A 26,328-nucleotide genomic window follows, 5' to 3' on the forward strand; every position below is an offset into this window, starting at 1 on the left:
CCCACGAGTTTTGCGTTTGTGACCGATCTTTTCTCCCAGGCACCACAGCCGCCGTTGGCTGAGCGCTTGCGCCCCAAGTGCCTTGATGAAGTCATCGGCCAGTCGCATTTACTGGCGCCGGGCAAACCCTTGCGGGTGGCGTTTGATTCGGGTCGATTGCATTCGATGATTCTGTGGGGGCCGCCGGGCGTGGGCAAAACTACGCTCGCCCGATTGATGGCCACCGCATTCGATTGCGCATTCATTGCGCTTTCTGCGGTGTTTTCCGGGGTGAAGGACATTCGCGCGGCGATGGAACAGGCTGAACTGCACCTGAGCCAAGGCCAAAAAACCATTTTGTTCATTGATGAAATCCACCGCTTCAACAAGTCGCAACAGGATGCTTTGCTGCCCTACGCGGAAAATGGCTTGGTGACCCTGGTGGGTGCAACCACCGAAAACCCGTCGTTCGAACTCAATTCGGCGCTGTTGTCGCGGGCTCAAGTCTATGTGCTGCAGTCGCTGAACGATGCGGAGTTGCGCCAACTGGTCGAACGGGCGTTGTCGCTGGCTGAGTCCGACTGGCAGCCGACGCCTGCCGCCATCGATGCGCTGATCGGTTACGCCGATGGGGATGCCCGCCGTTTGCTAAATCTGTTCGAGCACTGCGCGCAGGCGGCAGCAACGGCCGGGGTGATCGCGGTGGATGCTGAGTTTGTCACGCAAACCCTGCAACTCAATCATCGCCGGTTCGACAAGGGCGGAGATCATTTCTACGATCAAATTTCCGCACTGCATAAATCGGTGCGCGGCTCGCATCCGGATGCCGCGCTGTACTGGCTCACGCGCATGCTCGATGGCGGGGCGGATCCCCGCTACCTCGCCCGGCGGATTGTGCGTATGGCCTGGGAAGACATTGGTTTGGCCGATCCACGCGCCTTGCAGATCGCTAACGATGCAGCCACGACCTATGAGCGACTCGGGAGCCCGGAAGGGGAACTCGCCTTGGCGCAAGCGGTGATTTATCTCGCCGTGGCGGCGAAAAGCAATGCGGGTTATGTCGCGTACAACCAGGCGAAGGCCTTTGTGCGGCAGGACAAAAGCCGGGAAGTACCGCTGCATCTGCGCAATGCGCCGACGGCCTTGATGAAGGAACTCGGTCATGGACATGCCTACCGGTATGCCCATGATGAACCCAATGCCTATGCCGCTGGTGAAACCTATCTGCCGGATGGAATGCAAGAGCCTGGGTGGTATCAGCCAGCACCAAGAGGGTTGGAAATTAAGATTGCTGAAAAGATAAACCTGCTGAAGAAGTGGGATGACGAGGCGGGATGAAGAAGGTTCTAAAATTTAGTCGGATTCGATTGACAGCCCGTAAAGAGCCGCGTAGTATTCGCACCCTACTGACGCGGGATGGAGCAGCTCGGTAGCTCGTCGGGCTCATAACCCGAAGGTCGCAGGTTCAAATCCTGCTCCCGCAACCAATCAAAAAAACGCCGGATTTCCGGCGTTTTTTATTTGCCCATGATTTTTGATTTGGGATTGATGACCGCACGCAGGCCCAGCATAAAAAAGCCGCCCATGCGGGCGGCGAATCATGTCATGGCGCAGCGCGAATCGAGGATCAGGTCGCGCGTTTGCGGAATTCGCCGGTGCGGGTATCGATCTCGACTTTTTCGCCAATTTCGATGAAGGCAGCCACCTGAATTTCGTGGCCGTTGGTCAGTTTGGCTGCTTTCATCACTTTGCCGGAGGTATCCCCCCGCGCGGCGGGTTCGGTATAGGCGATTTCGCGCACGATAATGGTGGGTAGTTCTACGGAGATGGGTTTTTCGTTGTAGAACACCACTTCGCAGACATCATCCATGCCATCGACGAGATACTGGATGGTGTCTCCCATGTTTTCCGCTTCCACTTCGTAGGAATTGAACTCGCTGTCCATGAAAACATACAGCGGATCAGCGAAATAGCTGTAAGTACATTCTTTTTTGTCCAAAATGACCTGGTCGAATTTGTCATCTGCCTTGAAGACGCTTTCGGTACTGGTGCCACTCAAAAGATTTTTGAGTTTCATTTTCACGACGGCCGCATTCCGGCCGGATTTGTTGAACTCGGCCTTGAGGATGACCATGGGATCATTGCCGATCATGATCACATTACCGGCGCGAAACTCTTGTGCGGTTTTCATCGAACTTTCCTGAAGAACAAAGGGGCCGCTGAGGGCGTTAAAAAAAGGTTGCCGATTGTACCTGTTTTACCCGTAATTTTCAGCGGCTGCGGCTTGCCGGTTACCGAGAGCCATCACGGTCAGCCTTGGCATGGATTGATTGCCTTGATCTGGTCACCGTGCGGTTAGCACAGACTAAACCCGCCCACTCAGCTTCTGTTGGGTTGCCGCCAGACGCGAGTGCTGGATTTCTCCGGTGATTACTCAGCAGGCTGAGCTGATCGGGTGTGCGGCGAACCAGGATTCGGGGATGGGCAAATGCCCAGTTTTGACGAAAATCGTACAACCTGATTCGGTGTAGGGGGTGTGTTTGCTCCAGTGGGGACTCCGCAACCACGAGCCCGCCGGGTAGCGGCCGGTTTCATCACAAAATTCGCCTTCCAGCACAAAAATTTCCTCGCCGCCAAGGTGATGGTGGGGCTTGAAGTGCGTATGGGGTTTCCAGCGCACCAGCGCCGTGTGTTGTTCGTTAATATCCGAAAGTGGTAATACTTCGAGGCCATCCACCAAACCGGGTAGCCATTGAGTCGTCAGGCTATCCACCACAATGCGTTGCAACGATTCTTGCGGTAAATGATGCAATTTGACGAAGATCGTGCAGCCTTCGGGCGAAAAAGGCGCGTGGATCGAATCGGGTGGATTGAGCACATAACTGCCTTTTGGATAGCAGCCTTGCTCGTCGCAGAATGTGCCGTCGAGCACCAGAAATTCCTCACCGCCGTGATGGGTGTGAACTGGAAAATTCGCCCCGGGTGCAAATTTGACCAAACTGGTTGCGCGGGTTCCATCCCCGCCTGCCCGTTCGATCAATTTGCGTTCAACCGTGGGCTCCGGGGATGCAACCCAAGGTAACTTCGTGGTGTCCACAAATGCGCGTTGGCTCAGGTCAGGGTGCAGTGGGGTCAGCGGAAACTCGGTCATACGCAAAAGGCTCTCTGTGGCGTTGAACGCTTGAGCATAGAACATTACACGCGCGGCGAAAGCCGGAGTGATGAATTACGCACTAGCCATTCCGTGCGTAGTCAGATGCGTAATTTTTCGCGCAGCAGGTGAAATCCGGCGAGGGGAGAGCGTTGAAGCAATCAGAGAGGAACCAAAGAAAAAACCCGCCAGAATGCGGGTTTCAGGGGGTTTTCTCATGAGGTGAAATTTCCTGAAAAATTAAGGAGAGTGCCCGAGGCCGGAATCGAACCGGCACGGACGGTTAAGTCCGAGGGATTTTAAGTCCCTTGTGTCTACCAGTTTCACCACTCGGGCGCGGCGCGGATTCTACCGGATTTTGTGTGCCACTGATAGCGTAAATGCCCCGTGGGCGCCAGCGATGAATGGTGGGCAGGAAGAAGAAAACGCTAACTTTTTGATTTATGAATGCGGAAGGGGCGAGCAGTGCTGCGAGCCAAGCTAAAAGAGCAGGGCATTCCCTTCTTAAATGAGCAGTTAATGTGCGGAGGGGGTGTTTTCCTGCAGAGATTCATCGGCGATGACTCGGTTTCGACCCGAGGCTTTGGCCGCGTAGAGGCGTTGGTCGGCGGCATTGATCAGCGCTTCTGCGCTGATGGGTTGTTTACCATTGGTGGCGCAGACGCCAATGCTGGCGGTGACTTTCAAGCTTTGATCCCCGCCAATCGGGAATTCTGCCTGGCTGATGGCAAAACGGACGCGTTCCGCGACATTGCGGGCGTCTTGCAGCCCGGCTCCTGGCAATACGATTACAAACTCTTCGCCGCCGTAACGAAGGATGACATCCCCTTCGCGCAGTAGATCTCGCGCCAGTTGTGCGGCGCGAATGAGTACGCGGTCACCCGCCAGGTGGCCGAAGGTATCGTTGACGCGTTTGAAGTGATCGAGATCGAAGATCATTGCGGCCAGCGGAGATTGGTTCCGCTCTGCGCGGGATAGTTCTTCTTCGAGACGCTTGAAGCCAAAGCGGCGGTTGTAAATACCAGTCAGGGGATCAAGCGCGGCCACGCGCTGCAGGTCATCGTGCAGCAAGGCGTTGTTGAGAGCGAGCCCTAAGCCGTTCATGAGTAACGGCATGATGCGCGGGGTTTCTTCTGCGAAGGGCGTGGCCGACGCCAGGACACACCAACCGAGCGTCAGGCCGTGGTTCAAGATGGGGGTGAGCAATACATCGGACGGCTTGAACTGAGCCAGAATTGCATCGACACTCACTTCGGGCGGTAGGCTCATTCGGGTTTGCTTCGGGGATTCGCGCAGGGTGTGGAACGCGGGACTTTCCAGAATTTGTGCGGGGGATGTCAAACCATGGCTGGCGAGTAGGTGCCATTCGCCTTGCCGTTCCAGAATTAGTGCGCCGCCTTGGGCGTTGCTGAGATCCATTAAGAGCCTGAGCGCCTGATCACCGAGTTCGCTCAGATCCAGTTTGCTGGATAGGGTGGCGGTGAAATTACGGATTCGATCTTCGATACGGTGGGCGTCATGCAAGGCATAAAGCAGTGCGTTATAGCTTTTGGCCACCGCGCCGATCTCATCTTCATCGCGCTCTTCAAGCCGGCAATCGGCCGGGTCGCAGGCACTCCAGTCGCCGGAAAAGGTCGCCCTTTGCATGGCATTACGCACATGCTGCATGCGCTCCGCCAACCGGGTCAAGCGGGGGCGGACGATTCGGCTCGCCAGCAAAAAATTCAGGTTGCCCACCACGAATCCGGCAATCAGGGTGGAGATGATAAAGCTGCGGGAAAACGCGATGTCCTGTGGAACGCCAAACACCAGAATGAACAGGGGGAAGAGTGCCCCCATCGCCAAGCCCAGGGTGACCATGCCCCAAGCCAGCGCGCGGAAAATATGTCTTGAAAAATCCAGTCGCAGAAAATCCATTCTCAATCATCCGGTGTTAATCATAAATGTGGCATTTTATTGGAAGCGCAGGGCTGGCGCGTTCCATACTTTTTTCGGCATTGTGTGGTTTGTTTATGGTTTTTGATGGGTTTTTTTGAATGGGTGATCATGCCGCTTGCTGCTGTTCAAATTGCCAGGCGTGGGCAATGAGATCAGCCAAGTTGGGGTAGCGCGGTTGCCAGCCCAGAAGCTGATGAGCGCGGCTGGCGTCCGCAATTAATCGGGCGGGATCACCACTGCGCCGTTCTGCATACATCACAGGAATTTCGTGTCCAGTGACGGATCGTGCGACCTCGATGACTTCCAGTACGGAAAATCCATCGCCATTGCCCAGGTTGAACGCGGTGCTGCGTTGTTCTCGGGTCAGGAAATCCAGCGCCAAAGCATGGGCTGAACACAAATCCTGCACATGGATGTAATCGCGCAGGCAACTGCCATCCGGAGTATCGTAGTCGCGGCCAAAGACGGTGATGTGCGGTCGGCGCCCACTGGCTGCCTGCAGTACCAGTGGGATGAGGTGCGTTTCCGGTTGATGCCGTTCACCCAAGAGACCGTCCGGTTCGGCGCCCGCCGCATTGAAATATCGCAGGCAGACGGAGTGGATGCCATAGGCGGTGTCGTAGTCCGCCAGAATTTGTTCCACCATCCATTTGCTGCGCCCGTAGGGATTGATGGGGCGCTGGGGATGGTCTTCCCGGATGCGTTCGGTTTGGGGCTCGCCATAGATCGCCGCCGTGGAAGAAAATACCAGCTTCATCACGCCGTGTTCCCGCATGGCATCCAGCAAATTCAGCGTGTTGCTGACATTATTGCGGTAGTACTTGGCGGGGTTCTGAACGGATTCAGTAACCAAACTGGCTGCAGCGAGATGCAGCACTGCATCGAAACGGTGCGCCGCGAACAGGGCGCGCAGTTGATCTGGATTGGCGAGATCGCCCACGACGAGCGCGCCGAACCGTGCGGCATCGGCATGGCCGGTGGAGAGATTATCGAACACCACCACGCGGTGGCCGGCATCCGCCAGCCATTTCACCATGTGGGAACCGATATAACCGGCTCCCCCAACGACGAGCAAATCAGCCATTAGTCGTCCCGAACGCAGTCGACAAAATAGCGTTTGCCGTGCTCGGTTTCCTCGGCGACCAGGCCATGCACATCAGTCTCGAATCCCGGTAAGTGTTTATTGAATTCCCGCACGAATTTCAGGTAATCCACAATGGTTTTATTAAACCGTTCACCAGGAATAAGCAACGGGATTCCCGGCGGATAGGGTGTGACTAACGAAGCAGTAATTCGCCCTTCCAGTTCGTCAATCGGCACGCGGTCGATTTGTTTTCTCGCCATTTTTGCCCAGGCATCGGCGGGCCGCATCGCCGGTTCCATGCTGGATAGATACATTTCGGTAGTTAATCGGGCGACATCATTTTGTTTATAAAGATTATGTAATTGCTGGCAGAGATCGCGCAAGCCAATCCGCTCGTAACGCGGATGTTTGGCAACGAATTCCGGTAAAATCCGCCATAATGGTTGATTTTTTGTATATTCATCTTTGAATTGCTGCAAGGCCGTCAGCAGGGTATTCCAGCGGCCTTTGGTAATGCCGATGGTGAACATGATGAAAAAACTATATAAGCCGGTTTTTTCTACCACAACCCCGTGCTCGGCCAGGTATTTCGTTACCACGGCGGCGGGAATACCGGTTTCGTGAAAATCCCCATTCAGATTGAGACCCGGGGTAATCAGGGTGGCCTTGATCGGGTCGAGCATATTGAAACCATCGGTCATATGCTCGAAGCCGTGCCAATCGTCCTGCGCCCGGATCATCCAGTCATCGCGGGTGCCGATGCCTTCGTCGGCAAGGTTCTCAGGCCCCCAGACCTTGAACCACCAGTCATCCCCATATTCGGCATCGACTTTGCGCATCGCGCGGCGGAAATCCAGCGCTTCAAGAATCGATTCTTCCACCAGCGCGGTGCCGCCGGGCGGTTCCATCATCGCGGCGGCGACATCACAGGAGGCGATAATCGCGTATTGAGGTGAAGTGGAGGAGTGCATCAAATATGCTTCGTTGAAAACATCCCGGTCAAAGCGGGATTCCACGCAGTCTTGCACCAGAACTTGAGAGGCTTGAGATAATCCCGCCAGCAGTTTGTGTGTGGATTGCGTGGAATAGATCACGGATTTTTGGCAACGCGGACGATCTGCACCAATTGCGTGATAATCACCATAGAAATCATGGAATGCTGCATGCGGCAACCAGGCTTCATCGAAATGGAGATTTTCTACGAGGCCGTCTAATTCCTCTTTGATTTCTTCGACATTATAAATAATGCCATCATAGGTGGATTGAGTGATCGTCAGAATCTTTGGAGTTTTATCTTCGGCGAGATGGGCGAAGGGATGGGCTGCGATTTTCTTCTGGATATTCTCAAACGAAAATTCGCTTTTTGGAATGGGGCCAATAATGCCGTAGTGGTTCCGTGTCGGCATTAAGAAGACTGGAATGGCGCCGGTCAGGATAATCGAATGCAGGATGGATTTATGGCAATTCCGGTCAACGACGACAATATCCCCCGGCGCGACATTCGAGTTCCAGACCATCCGGTTACTGGTCGAGGTGCCATTGGTGACGAAAAAGAGGTGATCCGCATTGAAAATGCGGGCGGCATTGCGTTCAGACGCCGCCACGGGCCCGGTATGATCCAGCAGTTGACCTAATTCATCGACCGCGTTGCACACATCGGCGCGCAGCAGGTTTTCACCGAAAAATTGATGAAACATTTGCCCGACCGGGCTTTTCAGGAAGGCAACTCCACCGGAGTGACCGGGGCAGTGCCAGGAATACGAGCCATCGGCCGCGTAGCCGGTCAGGGCGTGAAAAAATGGCGGGGCGAGTGAGTTCAGGTAGGCGCGGGCTTCGCGGATGACATGCCGGGCGACGAACTCCGGCGTATCTTCAAACATGTGGATGAAGCCGTGCAGCTCTTTGAGCACCTCGTTTGGCAGGTGGCGGCTCGTGCGCGTTTCGCCATAGAGGAAAATCGGGATATCGGCATTGCGGAAACGGATTTCCCGAATGAATTTACGCAGTTGGGCGATGACCGGTAACTCGCTGGAGCCATCGTCCTGCACTGCGCTGAATTCTTCGTCATCAATCGACACGATAAAGGCGGACACGCGGCTTTGCTGTTGGGCGAACGAAGCCAGATCGACATAGCTGGTAACGCCCAGCACCTCTTCGCCCTCGGCGCGGATCGCATCGGCGAGGGCGCGCACGCCCAGACCTGACGCATTTTCAGAGCGGAAATCTTCGTCAATGATGACGATCGGGAAGCGAAACAGCATGGGCTTATCCTGTGTCGTGGGCAATCTGGGGTGCAACGGCGCCCGCGCATTCTAGCGCAAGCACGCCAGGCTTCTATGTACTTTGGATGACGCGCGGTGCCTTGTGGTTCGGCATCGGGTTATAGTGACGACTCGGTGCAGTAAGTTGGATGGGTGGGAGATGAGTGGTTCGGAGACTTCGGTCGTGCCGTTTCGTGTGGGTCATGGCTTTGATGTGCATGCGTTCATGCCGGGCAACCAGATCGTCATCGGTGGTGTGACGATTCCATTTGATCGGGCGTTCAAGGCGCATTCCGATGGCGATGTATTGATTCACGCCTTGTGCGATGCGTTACTGGGTGCGGCTGGATTGGGCGACATCGGGCGGCATTTCCCCGATACGGATGCCGCGTATCGGGGCATCGACAGTACACGCTTACTGGCCGAAGTGCGTCAAAAAATCGCGGACGCGGGCTGGCAATTGGTGAACGCGGATATGACAGTGATTGCCGAGGCGCCGCGTCTCGCACCGCATATTCCCGCCATGCGCGCCCGTTTGGCGACGGTGCTGGGGGTGGACATGGCTCAGCTGAATATTAAGGCGACGACGAGTGAGCGTTTGGGGTTCACCGGTCGAGGGGAGGGGATTGCGGCCGAGGCGGTGGCTTTGTTGACCGCCTGTGCCCCGGTTCATCCGGTTTGAGCCTCGATCAGCCGCATCCGGTTGACCTTGTGGCGGTGCTGTTCAATCCGCTTTTCCCGTTCGGGGGAGAGGGATTCAACGCGATTGATTTTTAACAAATTGATTTTTAATCATATTAAGGTTTTTTGCTCAGGTCGAATTCATCATCCTCCAGACCCGGCAGTTTGGTGGCCTTCGGTGCGGCCTTTTGCGCTGCCTGACGGTTGATCTCGGCTTCGAGGAGCGCATCAATATCGTCGAAATTCAGATTTTCGACACTGGAATTGGCCGTCGGTTTTTCTGGCAGCGGGATTTCATCCAGGTTGATCATCCCCTGTTCGTCGGGTTCGGGCAGGACGGATTCTTTGCCTGCATCCAAGGCGGATGTTGCGGGTGTTGCCGTCGGTGTTTTCGCTGCGGTGGCAGACGCTGGGCTGGGTTGAATGCTGGCTAGAATGTCGTCCACAGAAGGCGTATCGGATAGATCGGCGATCACTTCTTCGTCAGGGCTTTCTTGCGGCGGTTGTTTCGCTGCGGTTACGGGTTGTTCAGGTGCTGGCTGCTCAAGGGCTGGGGCGGGCGGTTTGGGTTCGTTGGCTGGGGATTCCGGCGCGGGCTCATCATTCGTGATCAGGACGACACGGCTCAATTGATCATCCGCCAGTGCCTTGGCGTTGGCTTCCGAATTGCCCTGATCAAGCGCTTGCAGATAAAGCAGTGCCCGTAAAATCTGGGGGACACGGTAATCGCCTTCAAGGCCGAATTTGCGGCCATATTCACCCACAATGATGCCGACTGAGCGCAGGGCTTCGGCCAGTTGCGCCGAGCGCTCGCTCTCCGCCTTTCGGCTCAAGGACAATTCATTGTGTAGTTGCTGAATTTCTTCTGCGGCTGCGCTGGGCTTCTGGCTTTGGCGCAGGATGGCCGCAATTTGATGCAAGTCGTTGTGTCGCGCGGTCATCACCTCGCGGACGGCATGCACCATGGCCTCTTGGCTCGGCTGCAGCCAGGGTTCAACCCAATGACCAATCAGGCGCTGACTGCGTTCCCGGTAGTCGGCTTGCTCTTCGTCGGTGAGTGGCCGCTCCGGGATCAACGCGGCACAGTGGGCGGTAAAGGTTTCTGTGGCCGCCTTGGCCAGCGCATCCCGATCATCGAGCAGGGTGCGCGCCGCGTTCAGTCGTTGGCTTCGCGCGCGCAGGGTGAAAATCAGAACCCCCAGTGTCACCAGCAGGAGTCCGGCGGCGAGTTCGGCCATCAGGAGGGCGCCGGTGGGCGAGAGAAACGCTGCGGTGAATGCAGAAAGCGTCATGTCTTGGCCTCTAGAATCAACAGTTGGATGGTGCGACGCGCCCGCCGCCGCCAAAGCCAGATACTCAGACCCAGCAAGGGGAGGGCAATGAGATTGGCGATGAGAACGCCCCACCACTGAATACCGCCTTGGGTCGCCGGCAGGGGCGAACGGGAAGGCGCGGTCGTGGCGGTGGTCTGTTCGGCGGCAAGCGCCACTAGGTTCAGGGGAGGCAGCTCAAGCCGGATACTTCGTCCGGTGGTGAGCGTGCCCTGAAGTTCGGCCTGCAAGGTGCAAGGCACATCGTTCGGCGTGGGCGCCGGCAGCGTTTGGATAGTCTGGCTCAGCACAAGGTTGATGGGGATTTTTGCCGGCGTGTGGTTGGGAGAATTTTGGCAAAGCCATTCCCCCGTCAAACTTGCTTTGCCGGGTTCGATGACGGTGGGGTCCTGGGTAACCGTCACCGATCGGCTGGCGGGCACGGTTCCCTGTGCGGCCTGGCTGTGTGCGGTCAGTTGAATCGGTGCTTGAGGTGCCATGGCAAAATTTTGGCGCCAGTCGCGTTGAAAAGTAGGGCTTTTTGCCGTGGCCACTAGGCTATAAATGCCTACAGGATCAATAAGATGTAATCGATAATTGAATCGTCCATCGCCGCCGATAATATCCGGGTCTGCGCCCTGATCGTTGAGCGGGATGGCCTGAATGACCTCGTTGCCTCGGGTTTCTTGGAGTTCGGCTTTGATCACTTGAGTCAACGCGGGCTGGCTGACGATCTGATCGTGATTTGTGAGATGCAAATTGCCGTCGATGACCTCGCCGGGATAAATTCGGGTGGGTAATTCGGTCAGCCTGAGTTTGAGATCGGTCAGGATCAGCGCCCGGTTGTCCGGGTCTTTGGCGCCAATAATCTGCCACTGACCCGGCGGGGGATTTTCGATGGTAATCAGATCGCGCCCGCCGCTGTCATCCCATCGCCAGCCGGGTAATTGACGAGATTGCTCGATGCCAATGATTTGTCCGTCCGGGCGTTTCAAGCGGTTGGGCTGGTTGGCCTGATCTCGGAAAGCAAGAATCGTCAATTCCTTGACAGACGGATCAACCAGGAATTTGTTGTCCTTGAGCGGCAGACCGTCCCGCGGTGCGGCGGCCTCAAAAATCTTCAAGAAAGCGCGCTGCAGTTGATCGGCCGACTCGGCGGCCACGAAGATGCCGCCAGTATCCGCGGCGATTTTGGCCAGTAGCTGACTGTCCGCCTCCTTCGATAAAGCGATGGTGTGGACGCGAATGCGTTCGGCGCGCAGTTTGGGAATGAGTGTATCGAGCAATGCCTGTTGCGCGCGGGCGTTGATTGCGGGGTCGGGCGAAATATCCACCATGCCATCGGAGAGCAGCAAAATGTTGCGGTCCGTGCCGGTTTGCCATTTGGCCGCCGCATCACTGAGCGCATGGGGAATGTCGGTGAACGGTTCGTTGGAGCGAATTCGGTTGGCGATGGCGCGTAATCTGGCCTTGCTGGCGGCGTCGGCTGGTTTGGGCGGCAGCATGGCCGTCACCTTGTCGCCAAAAAACCAGACGCCCACCCAGGCCGACGGCGGGAGTAAATCCCCCAGCAGCCGTAATGCCGGTTGCCGCAAATTCTGCGGATCGGTGTGCTTCATGCTGCCTGAAACATCAATTAAAACATGGAGTTCCGGCGGGGTTTCCGCGCGGGCACAACCCAGCCAAAACAGGGTGCACACCAGCAGAAGCCAATGCGGCCGCAGATGGCCGGTCACGCGGCGAGACAGGCAGGAAGATGGGTGGGGTGCTGGCATCCAGCCCTCGACTTGATTGATAATGCGGCGCCAGTGTACTCGCAAAAACGAAGGTCGTATGGCACAGTATATTTTCACGATGAATGGGGTGGGCAAGCTCGTTCCGCCGAAAAAGTTCATTCTCAAAGATATTTACCTCAACTTCTTTCCCGGCGCCAAAATTGGCGTGCTTGGCTACAACGGGGCGGGTAAATCCACCCTGTTGCGTATCATGGCCGGTGTCGATAAAGACATCGTCGGCGAAGCACGCCCGCAGCCGGGCATCAACATCGGCTATCTCAAGCAGGAGCCTGACCTCGATCCCGCCAAAGATGTCCGTGGCAATGTGATGGACGGGGTCGGCGAATTGGCCACGCTGCTGACGCGCTTCAATGAGATAAGCAATGAATTTGCCAACCCGGATGCCGACTTCGATAAATTGCTGGCGGAGCAGGCCGATTTGCAAGACAAGATCGATGCGGCGGGCGGTTGGGATCTGGATCGCAAGCTGGAAATTGCGGCCGATGCCCTGCGCTTGCCGCCCTGGGATGCGGATGTCACCAAGCTTTCGGGGGGCGAGCGCCGCCGCGTCGCCCTGTGCCGGTTGCTGCTATCTAATCCGGATATGTTGATTCTCGATGAGCCGACCAACCATCTGGATGCCGAATCCGTGGCCTGGTTGGAGCGTTTTCTGCAGGAATTTGCGGGCACCGTCGTCGCGGTAACCCACGATCGTTACTTTCTCGACAATGTGGCCGGCTGGATTCTCGAACTGGACCGTGGGCAAGGGATTCCTTTCGAGGGTAACTATTCCCAATGGCTGGATAGCAAGGAAAAACGCTTGGCTCAGGAAGAGAAAACCGAATCCGCCCGGCGCAAAGCGATGGAGCAGGAACTGGAATGGGTGCGACAAAATCCCAAAGGCCGGCAGGCCAAATCCAAGGCGCGGTTGGCACGATTCGAGGAATTGCAGTCCGAGGAATTCCAGAAGCGTTCGGAAACCAACGAAATCTACATTCCCCCGGGACCGCGTCTCGGCGACAAAGTGATCGAAGTGACCAATCTGTCCAAACAGTTCGGTGACCGGGTGCTGTATCAAGGCTTGTCGTTCAGCGTGCCGAAGGGCGGCATTGTCGGGATTATCGGGCCGAATGGTGTGGGCAAATCGACCCTGTTCAAGATGTTGATGGGTGAAGAGAAACCGGATTCCGGTGAAATCAGTCTGGGCGAAAGTGTCGAGCTTTCTTATGTGGCTCAAGGTCGCGACAACCTCGAAAACACCAAAACGGTTTGGGAGGAGGTGTCGGGTGGCTATGACATCATCACCGTTGGCAAATTCGAAATGCCTTCCCGCGCCTATCTCGGCCGCTTCAATTTCAAAGGCACCGATCAGCAAAAATTCATGAAAGACTTATCGGGCGGTGAGCGCAATCGCGTGCATTTGGCCAAGTTGCTCAAATCGGGCGGCAATGTGCTCCTGCTCGACGAGCCGACCAACGATCTGGATGTCGAAACCCTGCGTGCGCTTGAGCAGGCGATTCTGGATTTCCCGGGTTCCGCGATGGTCATCTCGCACGACCGCTGGTTCCTGGATCGGATCGCCACGCATATCTTGGCTTTTGAAGATGATGGCGCGGTGGTCTTTTTTGAGGGGAATTTCCAGGATTATGAAGCGGATCGGCATAAACGCTTGGGTACAGATGCGGATCAGCCCAAACGGCCAAAATATACGCGCCTTGCGTGACATAGATGGATCGTGGATCGCGAGCCGCGTGGATTTTTCGCCAAAAAATCCCGGCTTGCCAGTAAGCAATAATTTCACGGAGTAGAGAAGATGATCAACCCAGCGCTTGAACAAGCCATTGTCAATAAAATCGTCGAGAAGGGCATTGCATTGCCGGTGTTGCCGGATGTTGCCCTGCGCGCGCGGCGCATTGCTGAGGCACCGGATAGCACGGTGCAGGATTTGGCGGATGTCGTGGCGCAGGATCCGGCGATTGCGGCGCGTTTGATTCAAGTAGCGAACAGCGCGCTTTACCGGGGTACGAGCAAAATCGATGGGTTGAACCATGTCATTGCGCGGCTCGGGATGCGTACGGTGAGCCAACTGATCGTGTCGCTGTCGACTCAGCAACTCTTCAAGGCAAACCATCCGGTGGTGAAAAAGGCGATGCAGGATCATTGGTCCTTTTCTGCGCAAATCGGCGCGCTGTCCCACCGGATTGCTCGGGAATACACCAAACTCGATTCCGATCAAGCCTTGCTGGCCGGGTTGCTGCATGGGGTGGGTGGCATTCCGGTGATCGTTGTCGCCGAAGAGATTCCCAAGCTGCTGGAGGCTCCGGCCGTTTTGGCGGAACTGGTGCAAAATCTACAGCCCCGGCTGGGGGCGAAGATCATGCAGGCCTGGGATTTTCCTTCGATGTTTCAGGAAGTCATCCGTGATGTCGCGGATCTTGGCTACACGCATGAACAACCCGCCAATTACTCGGATGTGGTGATTTCAGCGATCGCGCAGGCGCGCAATTTGACGGAAACACCGGATGGCCGCCCGATTACGGCCGCACAGCGCATCGGGATTGATTTATCGGTCAACCTCATCGATCAAGAAATCGATGAGGCGATCCGCGCGCTCAGTGCCGGATTTTGAGCGCGCGCGCCGCCTTCCTTAACCCGCCTCGTCGGGCTCGATCAGGATGCGCTGCAGCGCGTGGGCTAAGGCTGTCGGTAGCTGGCGTTGAAGGTCTGGTGCCAACGCCGTGCCCTGAGGGCTGAGGAGACTGACGGTCTGGCTGTCGGGAACGCGCTGCTGTGGTCGTCCGAGATGATCGCACTCGATGGGCGGCTTATCGCCCGTCATGAGAACCAAGGCGGGTGGGTCAGACAGCACCTCGATGACGGTGCCGCTCGTGCCGCCCACGGTCAGTTGGGTGCCGATCAGAGGTTCCAAAAGCTGCAATAAAGAGGGCATCGGGGTGGCTCGATCGGATGGGTCGGGTGTTGGGAAGAATAGCGGCTTTGTTATTCGATTTTTAGTTATTTCTCCATTTTTGGTTTTTTCTCAATGGGTCGGGCATGGTCATGCGTTACGAAGTGCTGAACACCGAAACTCTGTATCGTGGGTTTTTCACCATGAATCGCCTAGAACTGCGCTTTGCCCACTTCAACGGGCAGATGTCTGCGCCCATCCAGCGGGAACTATTTGAACGGGGGCATGCGGTGGCGGTTTTGCCGCTGCATATCGAAAGCGGTCAGGTGGTGTTGACCGAGCAGTTTCGCCCCGGTGCTTTGGAGGCGCCGGGCGGGCCATGGTTGACCGAAATTGTCGCGGGGATGATCGAGCCGGACGAATCCGTTGAGGCGGTGGCGGCGCGTGAGTTGCAGGAAGAGGCAGGCTTGATGGGCGTGAGGCTCATCCCGATCACCCGCTATTGGGTCAGCCCGGGCGGAACGACCGAGAGTATTTTTCTGTTTCTCGGATTGATCGATGCCTTGCCGGAGCGGACAGTACACGGCCTGCCCGAAGAACAGGAGGACATTCGCTTGCGGATTCTGCCGTTCGATGCGGCCTTGGCGCTTGTCGATCAAGGCGCCATTTGCTCCGCCGCACCGATCATCGCCCTGCAATGGTTGGATCGACACCGTGCTCGGTGGCAGATTTAGAAAAGTGCTGATCAAATCCTTGGGCGGATTGATTCAGACTTTACTTAGCGCGGAGGCAGCATGATGGATTCATGGTTTACCCCGGTACTCCGGGTGGGGGTGACCGGGCTGTCGCAAGCGGGAAAATCGACGCTCATTACCACCCTGATCAACCACCTGGAAAATGTGCGTCGCGGATCGTTGCGCGGGGTGCCCGAGCTTTCCAGCCTGACCCACGGTCATTGGCAGCGGGCTACGCCGCGCGCGTTTGATTATGACGCCGGGCTGACTGCCTTGACCGGCCAACCCCCGCGTTGGCCGCAATCCACGACGGATTGGTCCGTCGCGCGGATCGAGCTGAGTTTTGCGCGCCGCTGGCATGATCTTGCCCCGCGTAAGCAAATCATCGAGTTAGTGGACTATCCCGGTGAATGGCTGTTGGATTTACAGCTCATGGACTGGTCTTATGCGGAATTTTGCCGCACGGTTTGGGATTGGTGCGCGCGCGAGCCCCGGGCATCCCTCGGTCGGGCGCTACTGAGCGAATTGGCGGCGATTGATCCCGCACAGCCTGCGGATCCCGCGCTGCTGGCACGGTTGCAGCAGGACTGGGCGGAATTCCTCGCGCAGTGCCGCCAGCCGCCGTATTCGTTGAGCCAGAATCTGCCCGGGCGTTTTCTCTTGGCCGGGGATGTGTATGCGCCGCAAGCGCAGCCTTTCATCCCGCTTTTTTCGCTGGCTGCGATGGCAAAGGATGCGCCGCCGTGGCCAAAAAACAGTCTAGGGGCGGTTTGTGACCAGCGCTATGAGGCGTATCGGGATCAGGTCGTGCGTCCGTTTTTTGCAGAACATTTTCAATCGCTCGATGCCCAGATCATCCTGATTGACCTTTTGGGTGCCATGACCGCCGGGCCAGCGGCGCTACAAGATATGCGCGCGGCAATCGAGGGCGTACTGGCACCGTTCCGTTACGGACGGGACCACTGGCTGGGTCGTCTGTTCCGGCGGCGCATCCGCAAGGTGGCAGTCTGTGCCAGCAAAATCGATCATCTCTTGCCAGCCGATCAATTGAGGCTCCAATCCTTGGTGGAATCATTCCTATATGAATCGGTGCAACGGCTGGCCGCCGCGGATATTGATCTGCAACTCTTCGCCATGACGGCGATCCAGTCCGCCCAGTTGAAAACGGATGCCAGCGGTGCGCAAAGCCTGATCGGGGTGGACAAGCGCCTTGGGGAGCGCATTGAATTTACTCCGCCGACGCTGCCCGATCACCTACCCCATCAGCTGAATCTGCGGATCGCTGAACTGCCGGTGCTCGCACCGCCGCCCGGTTTGGATCGGGCGCGGCCTTTTCCCTCGCGGCGGGTCGATCAACTCATCAAATTTTTATTGGAGGCGGTATGAGCCATCCTGCCGAAGAAGTGGTATTGCCCACCAAAATACATGCAATCGGGGAGGCCGTGCCCGCGATCGATCCCGAGAATTTGGTGGATGCGGGGGCAGACGACGCGGCGTCTGCCGACTTGTTGCCCCCGACGCGCAGCCATGGGTTCACGCGGCTTTTGACTGCGGCGCTGCTGATCTGGCTGGCTGTGTCCTGGGGGCAGACGGTGGTTTGGGGCTGGGCGCTGTCCGCTTGGCTCGGAGGGGGCTTACTCGCCATTGGCATCGCGCTGTTGCTCGGTTTTCTGGCGCTGGGCTGGCAAGCGCGCCGCGCCCGGGTCGAACTCGATGCCCTCAGCGCGGCGCAGGCGCAGTGGACGGCGGATCTGGCGCAGCCGCTGCCCGTATCGGGCGATGTCGTGGCGCGGCTGCACGCGGTGCAGGCACTCTATCCCCGCAGCCCGCACCTCGCCTCACTGAAGGCAGCGGTCGAAACCGTCGATGCGGGTTGGACCTTGCCAGAGGCCGCCGCACTCCTGCGGCAGTGGTATGCCCCGCAAGATCGGCAAGCGGTGGCACTCGTCAAGCGAGAGGCGCTGAAAACCGGCATCTTCATCGCCGCAAGCCCCTATCCGGCGCTTGATCTGCTTCTGGTCGCCTGGCGCAATGCGGCGATGGTCGAGCGCGTGGCGGGTATTTACGGGATTCGCTGGTCGGCGGCAGCGCGTTGGCGGCTGTATCAACTGATTCTGCGCAATATTGCGTTTACGACCGTGACGGAAACCGTACTCGACTCGGCGAGCCAAACCTGGCTATCCAATCTATTAATGCAAGTGGGCGCCCGAGCGGGGCAGGGGGTGGGGGTTGCCTTGTATTCCCTGCGGATCGGCCAGCAGGCGATGCGTCTATGCCGTGTGCTGCCCGCTTCTGAAACCCTCATTTCCAAAAATTTGATGCGTTTGGTGGTTGAAGAATTGCTGAATCGCTCGCCAAAATCGTCGGCACAATGAGTCCATCGCGCTTACCGGCCTTGTATCTTCCGACCCGCCAGCCTTTGTCCCCTGCGGTCATGCGCGGTTTGGACGAATGGCTGCCTGACGCTGTCCAAGCTCCACCCCCGCTTGCGGCGGCGGCCATCTGGCAAGGGTTGATGTCGGCATATCCGCAAGGCAGAGCCGCGGCCGGCTATGCTCTGGGTTGGTTGTGGTACGGCTGGCGCATGGCCTTGGCGCCCGCCGCGTGGCAGGCCATCGCGCAGGAAGCATCGGAATTGATGCCGAGCGCGGATTACCTCGCCTGGCGGGCGGATATTCAGCGATTACAGGCCTTGCCCCTGTATGCTGCGCCCAGAGCCCGTTGGCAATCGCCCGATGAATTGCGTCGCGAAGCGCAGATCATCGCCTATCTGCGCGGCGGGCGATCCGTGACGAGATAATGTGCGAAGCTACTTGAAAATTTCCGGATAAACCCAAACTTTTCAGTACAGTATTTGACTAATTGCCTGATCATTCGTTTTAACCCTCGGGAGGGATCATCGACCTATGAAACGCATCCTGCTGTTTTTGCTGACTAACTTGGCCGTGATGCTGGTGTTGACCATCGCCTGGTTCGTGATTTCCAAGGTCTTTGGCCTGGGTGCGACCATGAGTAAGGACGGCATCAACTATGGTTCTACCCTTGTCTTGGCCGCGGTGTTCGGTTTTGGCGGCTCGCTGATTTCGCTGATGATGTCCAAATGGATGGCCAAGCGCAGCGTGGGTGCGGAGGTGATCGAACAGCCGCGCAATGAGGCTGAGCGTTGGTTGCTGCAAACCGTTGAGCGTCAGGCCAAACTGGCCGGTATCGGCATGCCGGAAGTCGCGATTTATGACTCGCCGGAAATCAATGCATTTGCGACCGGCGCTAGTCGGAATCATGCGTTGGTGGCCGTTTCCACCGGCTTGCTGGCCAACATGACCCGCGATGAGGCGGAGGCCGTATTGGGGCACGAGGTCGGGCACATCGCCAATGGTGACATGATTACCCTGACGCTGATTCAAGGGGTGGTGAATACCTTCGTGATTTTCTTCGCCCGGATCGTCGGGTACTTCGTGGACCGCGTCTTGCTGAAAAACCAGGACGATGCCCCCGGAATCGGGTTTTATGTCGCCACCATCGTTGCCGAAATTGTGTTCGGCATTCTGGCGAGCATCATCGTGATGTGGTTCTCCCGCCAGCGGGAATTCCGCGCTGATGCCGCCGGGGCGCGCTTTGCGGGTCGGCAGAAAATGATCGCCGCCTTGGAGCGACTCAAGCTCAACTACGAGACACCAGCGCAACTGCCTGCCCAGATGACCGCGTTCGGGATTTCGGGGCATCAAGGCAGTTTCGGTCGGTTGTTTATGTCGCATCCCCCGCTGGATGAGCGGATTGCCGCCCTGCGTAACGCAGCCAATTCCGATTTCGGTGCCCGTAGCGCGACTGTGCAATAATCGTCGAACCTAGATTGTGGATGCAAAACCCGCCAGCGTGCGGGTTTTTTTATTGTTCGCGCTGGGGCGTCGTCGGGTGGTTTTTTGAGGGTTTTTCCATACGCCAATGGAACCGATACACTGGCCAGATAATCAAAGCCAAAGACGATGCCCTGAAGGGGCGGGAGGAACAATGGGCGTACTGTATCTGTTTGTGCCGCTGAGCGTCGTGATTGCCGGCGTCATGGTTTGGGCCGTGTTCTGGGCGATTCGCAACAATCAATATGAAGATTTGGACGGACCCGCGCACCGCATGCTGCTGGATGATGATGATCCGAAGATTCCCGTGCCTTCCCCCACCACGGAGACAGAGCCTGCCCAAGTGGTCGCCAGAAAATCGGAGTGACCAGAAACCACAACGCCCCAGGATTCGGGGCGTTGTCAGTTGTGATGCCGCTTATTTGACGCGCATGCCGGGTCGGGCACCCTCATCGGGCGACAGAATGTACAGTCCGCCATCTCCTCCGGCGGCGAGAACCATGCCTTCGGAAAGACCGAATTTCATCTGCCGCGGCTTGAGGTTGGCCACCATCACGGTCAGCCGACCGACCAGCGAGGCGGGATCGTAGGCGGATTTGATGCCGGCAAATACCTGTCGAGGCTTGTCCTCACCAATGTCGAGTACGAGCCGCAGCAGTTTGGCAGCGCCTTCGACCTGTTCGGCGGCCACGATTTGAGCGACACGCAGATCAACGGCACTGAATGCTTCGATGTCGATTTGCGGGGCAATCGGATCGATGGGATTGGTCGGCGTGGCGGCGGGGGGCGGGGTGGGCATCATGGCAGCGGCTTCCTCGGCGGCGGCGGCGAGCAGGGCATCGGTGGCGCTCTGTTCAATGCGGGTAATCAACGGTTGATAGGGGGCAATTGCGCGACCAACCAGCGGGGTATCGATGGCATCCCAGCGCAGCGCGGGGAGATTGAGAAAATCCGCCGCTGCCTGACTCATGCCAGGCAGCACAGGACTTAGATAGGTCATCAGGATGCGGAACGCATTGAGCCCATCGGTACAAATGCCCTGCACCGCGGCCAGGGTATCGGCCGACTTGGCCAGCGCCCAAGGTTTGTGTTCGTCGATGTATTGATTGGTCAAGTCGGCCAGCGCCATGATTTCGCGCATGGCCTGTGCGGTTTCGCGGGCTTCATAGCGTTGACGGATTCGCTCGGCGCCGGCACAGAGTTGCTGATGCAAATGGGGATCGCTCAGTTGGGAGGCGAGTTGGCTGTCGAATTGTTTGTGGATGAACCCGGCGCAGCGGCTGGCGATATTGACTACCTTGCCGACGAGATCGGCATTGACCCGTAGCCGGAAATCATCCAGCGACAGATCGATATCCTCAATACTGCTGCCGAGTTTGGCGGCAAAGTAGTATCGCAGGGCTTCGGGATTGAGGTGGTTCAAAAAGGTGCGCGCCTGAATAAAGGTGCCGCGTGATTTGCTCATTTTCTCGCCATTGAGGGTCAGGAAACCGTGGGCGAAAATCGCCGTGGGGGTGCGCAGCCCGGCCCCCATGAGCATGGCCGGCCAAAACAGCGTATGAAAATAGGCGATGTCTTTGCCGATGAAGTGGTACAGCTCGGTCTTGCTGTCCTTGCCCCAGTAATCCTCGAAATTCAGCCCCGCTGATTCGGCCAGCTTCAAAAAAGCGCCGATATAGCCAATCGGCGCATCGAGCCACACATAGAAAAACTTGCCGGGCGCGCCGGGGATTTCAAAGCCAAAATACGGCGCATCCCGGGAAATATCCCAAGCCTGTAAACCGCTGTCGAACCACTCTTGCAGTTTGGCGCGAATGGCGGGCTGAACCCGGTCGTCATCCAGCCAGTCTTTGAGGGCGGACTCCATCGCGGGCAGGTTGAAGAAATAATGCTCGGAATCGCGTTCGACCGGCGTGGCGCCGGAGAGCACCGAGCGGGGATTCTTGAGTTCGGTGGGGCTGTAGGTGGCACCGCATTTTTCACAGTTATCGCCGTATTGATCGGCCGCGCCACATTTCGGGCATTCGCCCTTGATGAATCGATCCGGCAGAAACATTTGTTTTTCCGGGTCATACGCTTGCTGAATGGTTTTGCGGCTGATCAGTCCGGCGGCATCCAGCCGCTGAAACATCTCGGCCGACATCCGGCGGTTCTCCTCGGAATGCGTGCTGTGGAATACATCGAAGCCGATCAGGAAATCCGCAAAATCGGCGCGATGGCTCTCGGCAATGCGTTCAATCAACTGCTCCGGCGTGATGCCTTCTTGTTGCGCTTTGAGCATGATCGGCGTGCCGTGGGTGTCATCCGCGCACAGATAGCGGCAATCATGGCCGAAGAGTTTTTGCGCGCGCACCCAGATATCGGTCTGGATGGTTTCGATAATGTGCCCCAGATGCAGGGGGCCGTTCGCATAGGGCAGGGCGGAAGTCACAAGGATGCGGCGCGGGGCGGGTGAGGTCATGAACGCTAAACTTCTAGGAATTCTGGACGGCGAAGTTTAGCATGAGGCTTCCCTTGGTCTGTTGTCATTCCAGTTCTTGCGGGATGGCATGCTGTCTGGATGTTCACGGATGATTTTGCTTGTCTGCCTCGATGAAACGCCGGTGAAAAACATCCCGCTGTGGGCCGCGCTCACCGATGCCATGCGCGCGATACCCGGGTTGCAGGTGATTCTGGCGGGCAGTGCGTTGGCGATTGGTTTGATGCGGCGCCACCCGTCGGTGTCTGGCGTGTTACCTTTGTCCTCGGCCTTGGATGGCCGCCCGTATTCCTGGCTGGCTTGGCGTGCGGCGCGGCACGCCCGCACGGCGCTCGCTCGATCGCCGGCGCAGCCGAGTCTGTTGATCGATCCGTTTGGTCGGCGCAGCCATCGCCGCCTGGCGCGGGCGCTGGCTGTGCGCAGTGCGGGCATGGCGGTTTCGACGCGAGCGGATCGAGACTATTCCTCGGTTTATCCTTTACCGCCTGCCTTGCATGCCGTGCAATCGGTGCGGGTTCTGTTCGCGGCGGCCTTGGGGTATTCCCTGCATGATCTTGCGCCGGATTTTGGTTTGCCGCTCTGCGGGGAGTGGCCGGCGGATCGCGCAGTCGCCGATGGCGTTGAGGTGGATTTGCTGGTGGACTGGCAGGCGATCCCTTGGACCTCTGAGGAGCAGAATGTCTTGAAAGGGCATTTGGCCGCCAGCGGGCTGCGGGTCGTGTATTTGCCTGTGGAAAGCCAAGCGGATGATCGATTGCTGGAGAATCTGCCGCTACTGGATTCCACCCGCTATCTGCTGAGCGGCAACGGTTCGTTGGCCTGGTTTGCTGCGGCCATCGGTAAACCGGGCTTGTGCGTCTGCGCTGCCGGTACGGCGAAATCGAAGGGGCTGATTTCTACCCGCTTTGCCCGCCAGAAAATGCTCAACATCGACGATCCGGCCTTGACCCGCCCCCAAGTGGTCGCGGAGTCGATCATTCAGGTGTTGTCTCGGCGCAATACCGCGCTTGTTTGAACGATGGGTCGGAACATGCCGGATTTTATTTGGCAGCAAGGGGTGCCGATCGCCAACACGCTGTGTGTTTCGGCCTCGGCGCAGCGCCTGTTGGTATTGCATCATCCGATGCGCGCGCTACGCGATCCCGAGGTGCGCACATTTCTCATGGATCCGGTCACCGAGGTGCTGGGTTCTGGCAGCAATGTTCTGCTGCTGTCTGACGAATTGCCCCGGGTCGCACAGATTCAGGCGAAGGGCTGGTGGGCGCTACAGCGCGACACCCGTGTCTGGATTACCGCGGAAGTCGGGCTGTGGCTCGACACCCTGGTGCGGGAAACTGCGTCTCGGGGCTGGTATGGGCTGGAGCGACTGGCGGAGATTCCCGGCACCTGCGGGGCGGCGCCCATGCAGAATGTGGGTGCCTATGGTCTGCAGCTGAGTGAACGGGTGACTGGCGTGACGGTCTGGGATCGGCAGACTGGGCAGGTCAGTCGTTGGTCATCGACCGAATGCGGCTTTGCCTATCGGGATAGCCGGTTCAAGCAGGAAGAACCCCGCTGGTTGATTCTGGCGGTGCATCTTTTGTTATCGACACAGCGCCCTAAAGATTGGCCGCCGGTGGATTATCCCGGTGTCCGTCCGATTGCTGAGGCGCGGGCAGCGGCGCGAGGCGACGCATTATCGGCGCTAACCCCGCTCGATATGGTCGAGATCATCACCCAGGTGCGCCGGAAAAAATTGCCAGATTGGCGCTCCCCGCCGCCCGGTAGTGCGGGGAGTTTCTTTCAGAATCCCGTCGTACCGGCCGAGAAGGCGGCGGCGTTGCAGGCGCAGTTTCCTGAGCTGCCGCAGTATCCGACCGACGCCCCAGACCAAATCAAACTCTCGGCGGGCTGGCTGATCGAACGCTGCGGCTGGCGCGGATATCGCAGCGGGGATGCGGGGGTGTTTGACGCGCATGCGCTGGTGCTGGTGAACCACGGGCAGGCGACGGGCGCCGCGTTGTGGGCGCTGGCGCAAAGGATCCAGCAGGATGTGCAGGCGCGTTTTGGGGTTTGGCTGATTCCTGAGCCTCGGCAATTGTCGGGGCGATAAGTGAATCCCCCCGATGGATTCGGTGGTTGTCATCGGGATGTCAGACCCCGCCATTAGTCTGCCAGCTGATTAATAGATAAATGTGATCGGTCTGATAGAAACCTTTCAATTTATTTATTGATCATCGATTGATAAATTTAATCCCGCAGTCGAACTGCACCGCGCCATCTGGCGTCACTGGCGTTCAACTGTTTTGAGTACCACTACCTGCTGAGGAAATAACCATGAGCGAAGTCACGATTTCTCTGCCCCGTTTGAACGAACGCGCCCCGGAATTTGATGCGCCGACCACCTACGGTCGTAAGAAACTGTCTGACTATGAAGGGAAATGGTTGGTGCTGTTCTCCCACCCGGCGGATTTTACCCCGGTGTGCACCACGGAATTTACCGCATTTGCCAAAGCGCATAAGGATTTTCTGGCAATCAATTGTGATCTTCTGGGTTTGTCCATTGACAGCCATTACTCGCATATCGCCTGGGATCGCAACATCAAAGAAAAATTTGGCGTCGAGATCACCTTCCCGATCATTGCAGACCTGTCCATGACCGTGGCCAAGGCGTTTGGCATGGTGCATCCGGGCGCTTCGGATACCCAAGCCGTGCGGGCGACCTTCGTGATCGACCCGAAAGGCATCCTGCGGGCGATGCTGTACTATCCGATGACCAACGGTCGTTCGATTCCAGAGATTCTGCGGTTGGTCAAAGCGCTGCAAACCTCGACGGAACACGGCGTGGCCACCCCGGAAGGCTGGCAGCCGGGCGACAAGGTCATCGTGCCGCCCCCGGCGACGGCCGAGGAAGCCGAACGCCGTTTCAACAGCGGCGAGTTCGAATGTGTTGACTGGTACTTCTGCAAAAAAGCCCTGTAAGTTGACCATCTTGGTCATTTCTTCGGAGATGGCCGCATCCGATCACCCGGCGCATGCCGGGTTTTTTTATGCCATAAAGACGGAATTAGGGCGTGTGCCCCGTGATTGCCGTGCCACCGGCAAAACTGCCTTTTGCGACATGCGCAAAAATTTCGCGGAGCTGCGCTTCCGTGCGCTCTCCAGAAAAATAAAATGCTTTGCCGTCATCGGCTTGAAAGACCACCACCGGAATGCCGTACAGATTGGCACCCTGCAAGATCGATAGATTTTCATCGAGAATCGTCTGGGTGGCCGGTTCTACGACATGCGCGGGCGCAATGCCGCCGCCGGTATCGCTATCCAAAAATCCGAAATTCGATTCGCTTTGGTGAAACGCGGCGAGCGGGTCGGGTGCCTGAATAATGGCCGCCGCCTTGGTTTTGGAGGTGCCGGAAAGCATCCCTAAAGGCACCCAGCGGAACTGCAGCCCCGGAAAATCAGCGCGAATTTTCTGGATGCGGTCATACACTCGATGGCAATACGGGCAATTGGGGTCGAAAAAAAAGTAAACGATTTGATCCCCCGTGCCATCGGGGATGAAACTGGCATCGCTCATCGCTTTCAACAACTGCGCGGCCACGGCGCGGTCATCGGGGTTGGCTTGCGCGAACGAAGGAGCCAGCCATCCGGGAAGGCTCAGCAGGGCTGCCAGCAAGACAGTCAGAACGCGGCGGCGTGGGGCTATCGTCATCTTGGGGTCACCGTGAAAAAAGTCATGTGATTGTACGCAGGACGCCGAGGGGATTTTCAAAAATTATTCAGGCAGTCGAGCAAGGCTGCGCCATCGGGCTCCGCGCCGCGCCGCTGCGCTTGCCACAGGCTTTCGGCAAGGCAGTCCATCATGGCATGCTCGGCAGCAAGCCGGTCGCCGTGCCGCTCGCAGCGCTGCAGATAGGCGGCTTTGAAACCGTGCGGCTGATCGATCTGCGCCATTTCGCGGATCGATAAATGCAGCCCCAGATGCAGAAACGGGTTGGTTTCGCCGTGCTCGGGCGGCCAGTCTTGGCTGAGTGCCCGTTCCGGATCCGCGAAGAGTGCGTGATATTCCGGATGCTCGCGGATGATGTCGCTGACCGCGAGTTCGATCGGCGTGAGCGGCAGATGCTGCTGGAATTTCTGCCAGGCATCGAGAAAAGGCTGGCGCATGGCGCGGCGATCGGGGGTCATGTCTGCG

At 57.7% G+C, this 26,328-nt stretch carries 24 protein-coding genes and 2 tRNA genes; 14 read left to right on the plus strand and 12 right to left on the minus strand.

Features of this window, described 5'->3' with window-relative positions; all coding sequences use genetic code 11:
* Positions 1 to 18: 18 nt before the first annotated feature.
* On the plus strand, positions 19 to 1,317 hold the full coding sequence (locus tag VOI35_RS04325) for a replication-associated recombination protein A (RefSeq protein WP_407276660.1): 1,299 nt from the start codon (positions 19 to 21) through the stop codon (positions 1,315 to 1,317).
* Positions 1,318 to 1,389: 72 nt separating this feature from the next.
* A tRNA-Met gene (locus VOI35_RS04330) sits at positions 1,390 to 1,466 on the plus strand.
* A gap of 140 nt (positions 1,467 to 1,606) precedes the next feature.
* On the opposite strand, the gene efp is transcribed toward VOI35_RS04330, so the two are convergent.
* The 6 genes from efp to VOI35_RS04360 all read right to left on the minus strand — a co-directional run bounded on the left by efp (position 1,607) and on the right by VOI35_RS04360 (position 8,413).
* Positions 1,607 to 2,170 (minus strand): elongation factor P, encoded by a 564-nt coding sequence (efp, locus tag VOI35_RS04335; protein WP_407276661.1) that lies wholly within the window; start codon positions 2,168 to 2,170, stop codon positions 1,607 to 1,609.
* 243 nt (positions 2,171 to 2,413) lie between these two features.
* Entirely contained in the window at positions 2,414 to 3,130 is a 717-nt protein-coding gene (locus VOI35_RS04340) for a cupin domain-containing protein (RefSeq protein ID WP_407276662.1), read from the minus strand.
* Between the two features lie 250 nt (positions 3,131 to 3,380).
* Positions 3,381 to 3,466 (minus strand) — tRNA-Leu (locus tag VOI35_RS04345).
* Positions 3,467 to 3,646: 180 nt separating this feature from the next.
* Complete coding sequence (locus VOI35_RS04350) at positions 3,647 to 5,047, minus strand: diguanylate cyclase (RefSeq protein ID WP_407276663.1); 1,401 nt, start codon at positions 5,045 to 5,047, stop codon at positions 3,647 to 3,649.
* A 127-nt stretch (positions 5,048 to 5,174) separates the two neighbouring features.
* Entirely contained in the window at positions 5,175 to 6,152 is a 978-nt protein-coding gene (gene galE / locus VOI35_RS04355) for a UDP-glucose 4-epimerase GalE (RefSeq protein WP_407276664.1), read from the minus strand.
* Entirely contained in the window at positions 6,152 to 8,413 is a 2,262-nt protein-coding gene (locus tag VOI35_RS04360; protein WP_407276665.1) for an Orn/Lys/Arg decarboxylase N-terminal domain-containing protein, read from the minus strand. Before VOI35_RS04360 ends, galE begins: the two co-directional genes overlap by 1 nt.
* Positions 8,414 to 8,573: 160 nt before the next feature.
* Here VOI35_RS04360 and ispF point away from each other — a divergent pair, with 160 nt between their 5' ends.
* The gene (gene ispF / locus VOI35_RS04365; RefSeq protein ID WP_407276666.1) at positions 8,574 to 9,095 is read left to right on the plus strand and encodes a 2-C-methyl-D-erythritol 2,4-cyclodiphosphate synthase; all 522 of its coding nucleotides are present in this window, start codon (positions 8,574 to 8,576) and stop codon (positions 9,093 to 9,095) included.
* 115 nt (positions 9,096 to 9,210) lie between these two features.
* Here the strand turns inward: ispF and VOI35_RS04370 are convergent, their stop codons facing one another.
* Together VOI35_RS04370 and VOI35_RS04375 are read right to left on the minus strand one after the other, a co-directional pair.
* Positions 9,211 to 10,386 (minus strand): hypothetical protein, encoded by a 1,176-nt coding sequence (locus VOI35_RS04370; RefSeq protein WP_407276667.1) that lies wholly within the window; start codon positions 10,384 to 10,386, stop codon positions 9,211 to 9,213.
* Positions 10,383 to 12,179, minus strand: coding sequence for a VWA domain-containing protein (locus tag VOI35_RS04375; RefSeq protein WP_407276668.1), 1,797 nt, complete (start codon positions 12,177 to 12,179; stop codon positions 10,383 to 10,385). Before VOI35_RS04375 ends, VOI35_RS04370 begins: the two co-directional genes overlap by 4 nt.
* A gap of 58 nt (positions 12,180 to 12,237) precedes the next feature.
* On the opposite strand from VOI35_RS04375, the gene ettA reads away from it, so the two are divergent.
* Both ettA and VOI35_RS04385 read left to right on the plus strand, forming a co-directional pair.
* Positions 12,238 to 13,902, plus strand: a complete 1,665-nt coding sequence (gene ettA / locus VOI35_RS04380) for an energy-dependent translational throttle protein EttA (protein WP_407276669.1) — start codon at positions 12,238 to 12,240, stop codon at positions 13,900 to 13,902.
* A gap of 90 nt (positions 13,903 to 13,992) precedes the next feature.
* Entirely contained in the window at positions 13,993 to 14,808 is an 816-nt protein-coding gene (locus tag VOI35_RS04385; protein ID WP_407276670.1) for an HDOD domain-containing protein, read from the plus strand.
* An 18-nt stretch (positions 14,809 to 14,826) separates the two neighbouring features.
* Here VOI35_RS04385 and VOI35_RS04390 read toward each other — a convergent pair whose 3' ends face one another.
* On the minus strand, positions 14,827 to 15,129 hold the full coding sequence (locus VOI35_RS04390) for a hypothetical protein (protein ID WP_407276671.1): 303 nt from the start codon (positions 15,127 to 15,129) through the stop codon (positions 14,827 to 14,829).
* 104 nt (positions 15,130 to 15,233) lie between these two features.
* On the opposite strand from VOI35_RS04390, the gene VOI35_RS04395 reads away from it, so the two are divergent.
* From VOI35_RS04395 to ccoS, 6 genes are all read left to right on the plus strand, one after another.
* Positions 15,234 to 15,821 (plus strand): NUDIX domain-containing protein, encoded by a 588-nt coding sequence (locus VOI35_RS04395; RefSeq protein ID WP_407276672.1) that lies wholly within the window; start codon positions 15,234 to 15,236, stop codon positions 15,819 to 15,821.
* A 60-nt stretch (positions 15,822 to 15,881) separates the two neighbouring features.
* Positions 15,882 to 17,207 (plus strand): YcjX family protein, encoded by a 1,326-nt coding sequence (locus VOI35_RS04400; protein WP_407276673.1) that lies wholly within the window; start codon positions 15,882 to 15,884, stop codon positions 17,205 to 17,207.
* Complete coding sequence (locus VOI35_RS04405) at positions 17,204 to 18,196, plus strand: DUF697 domain-containing protein (protein ID WP_407276674.1); 993 nt, start codon at positions 17,204 to 17,206, stop codon at positions 18,194 to 18,196. Before VOI35_RS04400 ends, VOI35_RS04405 begins: the two co-directional genes overlap by 4 nt.
* Positions 18,193 to 18,621 carry a hypothetical protein gene (locus tag VOI35_RS04410; protein WP_407276675.1) on the plus strand — a complete coding sequence of 143 codons (429 nt, stop codon included), beginning with the start codon at positions 18,193 to 18,195 and terminating at the stop codon, positions 18,619 to 18,621. The genes VOI35_RS04405 and VOI35_RS04410 overlap by 4 nt, the downstream gene beginning before the upstream one ends.
* Positions 18,622 to 18,727: 106 nt before the next feature.
* The gene (gene htpX, locus VOI35_RS04415) at positions 18,728 to 19,657 is read left to right on the plus strand and encodes a protease HtpX (protein ID WP_407276676.1); all 930 of its coding nucleotides are present in this window, start codon (positions 18,728 to 18,730) and stop codon (positions 19,655 to 19,657) included.
* 172 nt (positions 19,658 to 19,829) lie between these two features.
* Positions 19,830 to 20,042, plus strand: a complete 213-nt coding sequence (ccoS, locus tag VOI35_RS04420; RefSeq protein WP_407276677.1) for a cbb3-type cytochrome oxidase assembly protein CcoS — start codon at positions 19,830 to 19,832, stop codon at positions 20,040 to 20,042.
* Between the two features lie 51 nt (positions 20,043 to 20,093).
* Here the strand turns inward: ccoS and metG are convergent, their stop codons facing one another.
* Positions 20,094 to 22,136 carry a methionine--tRNA ligase gene (gene metG / locus VOI35_RS04425; protein ID WP_407276678.1) on the minus strand — a complete coding sequence of 681 codons (2,043 nt, stop codon included), beginning with the start codon at positions 22,134 to 22,136 and terminating at the stop codon, positions 20,094 to 20,096.
* Positions 22,137 to 22,245: 109 nt separating this feature from the next.
* On the opposite strand from metG, the gene VOI35_RS04430 reads away from it, so the two are divergent.
* The 3 genes from VOI35_RS04430 (at position 22,246) to VOI35_RS04440 (ending at position 25,115) form a co-directional block, all read left to right on the plus strand.
* Complete coding sequence (locus VOI35_RS04430) at positions 22,246 to 23,169, plus strand: hypothetical protein (protein WP_407276679.1); 924 nt, start codon at positions 22,246 to 22,248, stop codon at positions 23,167 to 23,169.
* A 15-nt stretch (positions 23,170 to 23,184) separates the two neighbouring features.
* Complete coding sequence (gene murB, locus VOI35_RS04435; RefSeq protein ID WP_407276680.1) at positions 23,185 to 24,246, plus strand: UDP-N-acetylmuramate dehydrogenase; 1,062 nt, start codon at positions 23,185 to 23,187, stop codon at positions 24,244 to 24,246.
* Between the two features lie 224 nt (positions 24,247 to 24,470).
* Positions 24,471 to 25,115, plus strand: a complete 645-nt coding sequence (locus VOI35_RS04440; RefSeq protein ID WP_407276681.1) for a peroxiredoxin — start codon at positions 24,471 to 24,473, stop codon at positions 25,113 to 25,115.
* A gap of 85 nt (positions 25,116 to 25,200) precedes the next feature.
* On the opposite strand, the gene VOI35_RS04445 is transcribed toward VOI35_RS04440, so the two are convergent.
* Both VOI35_RS04445 and VOI35_RS04450 read right to left on the minus strand, forming a co-directional pair.
* Positions 25,201 to 25,845, minus strand: coding sequence for a thioredoxin fold domain-containing protein (locus VOI35_RS04445; RefSeq protein ID WP_407276682.1), 645 nt, complete (start codon positions 25,843 to 25,845; stop codon positions 25,201 to 25,203).
* Positions 25,846 to 25,901: 56 nt separating this feature from the next.
* The gene (locus VOI35_RS04450) at positions 25,902 to 26,321 is read right to left on the minus strand and encodes a DUF1841 family protein (RefSeq protein ID WP_407276683.1); all 420 of its coding nucleotides are present in this window, start codon (positions 26,319 to 26,321) and stop codon (positions 25,902 to 25,904) included.
* Positions 26,322 to 26,328 lie beyond the last annotated feature (7 nt).

The organism is Halothiobacillus sp. DCM-1 (assembly GCF_045689735.1).
Classification (GTDB): Bacteria; Pseudomonadota; Gammaproteobacteria; order Halothiobacillales; family Halothiobacillaceae; genus Halothiobacillus.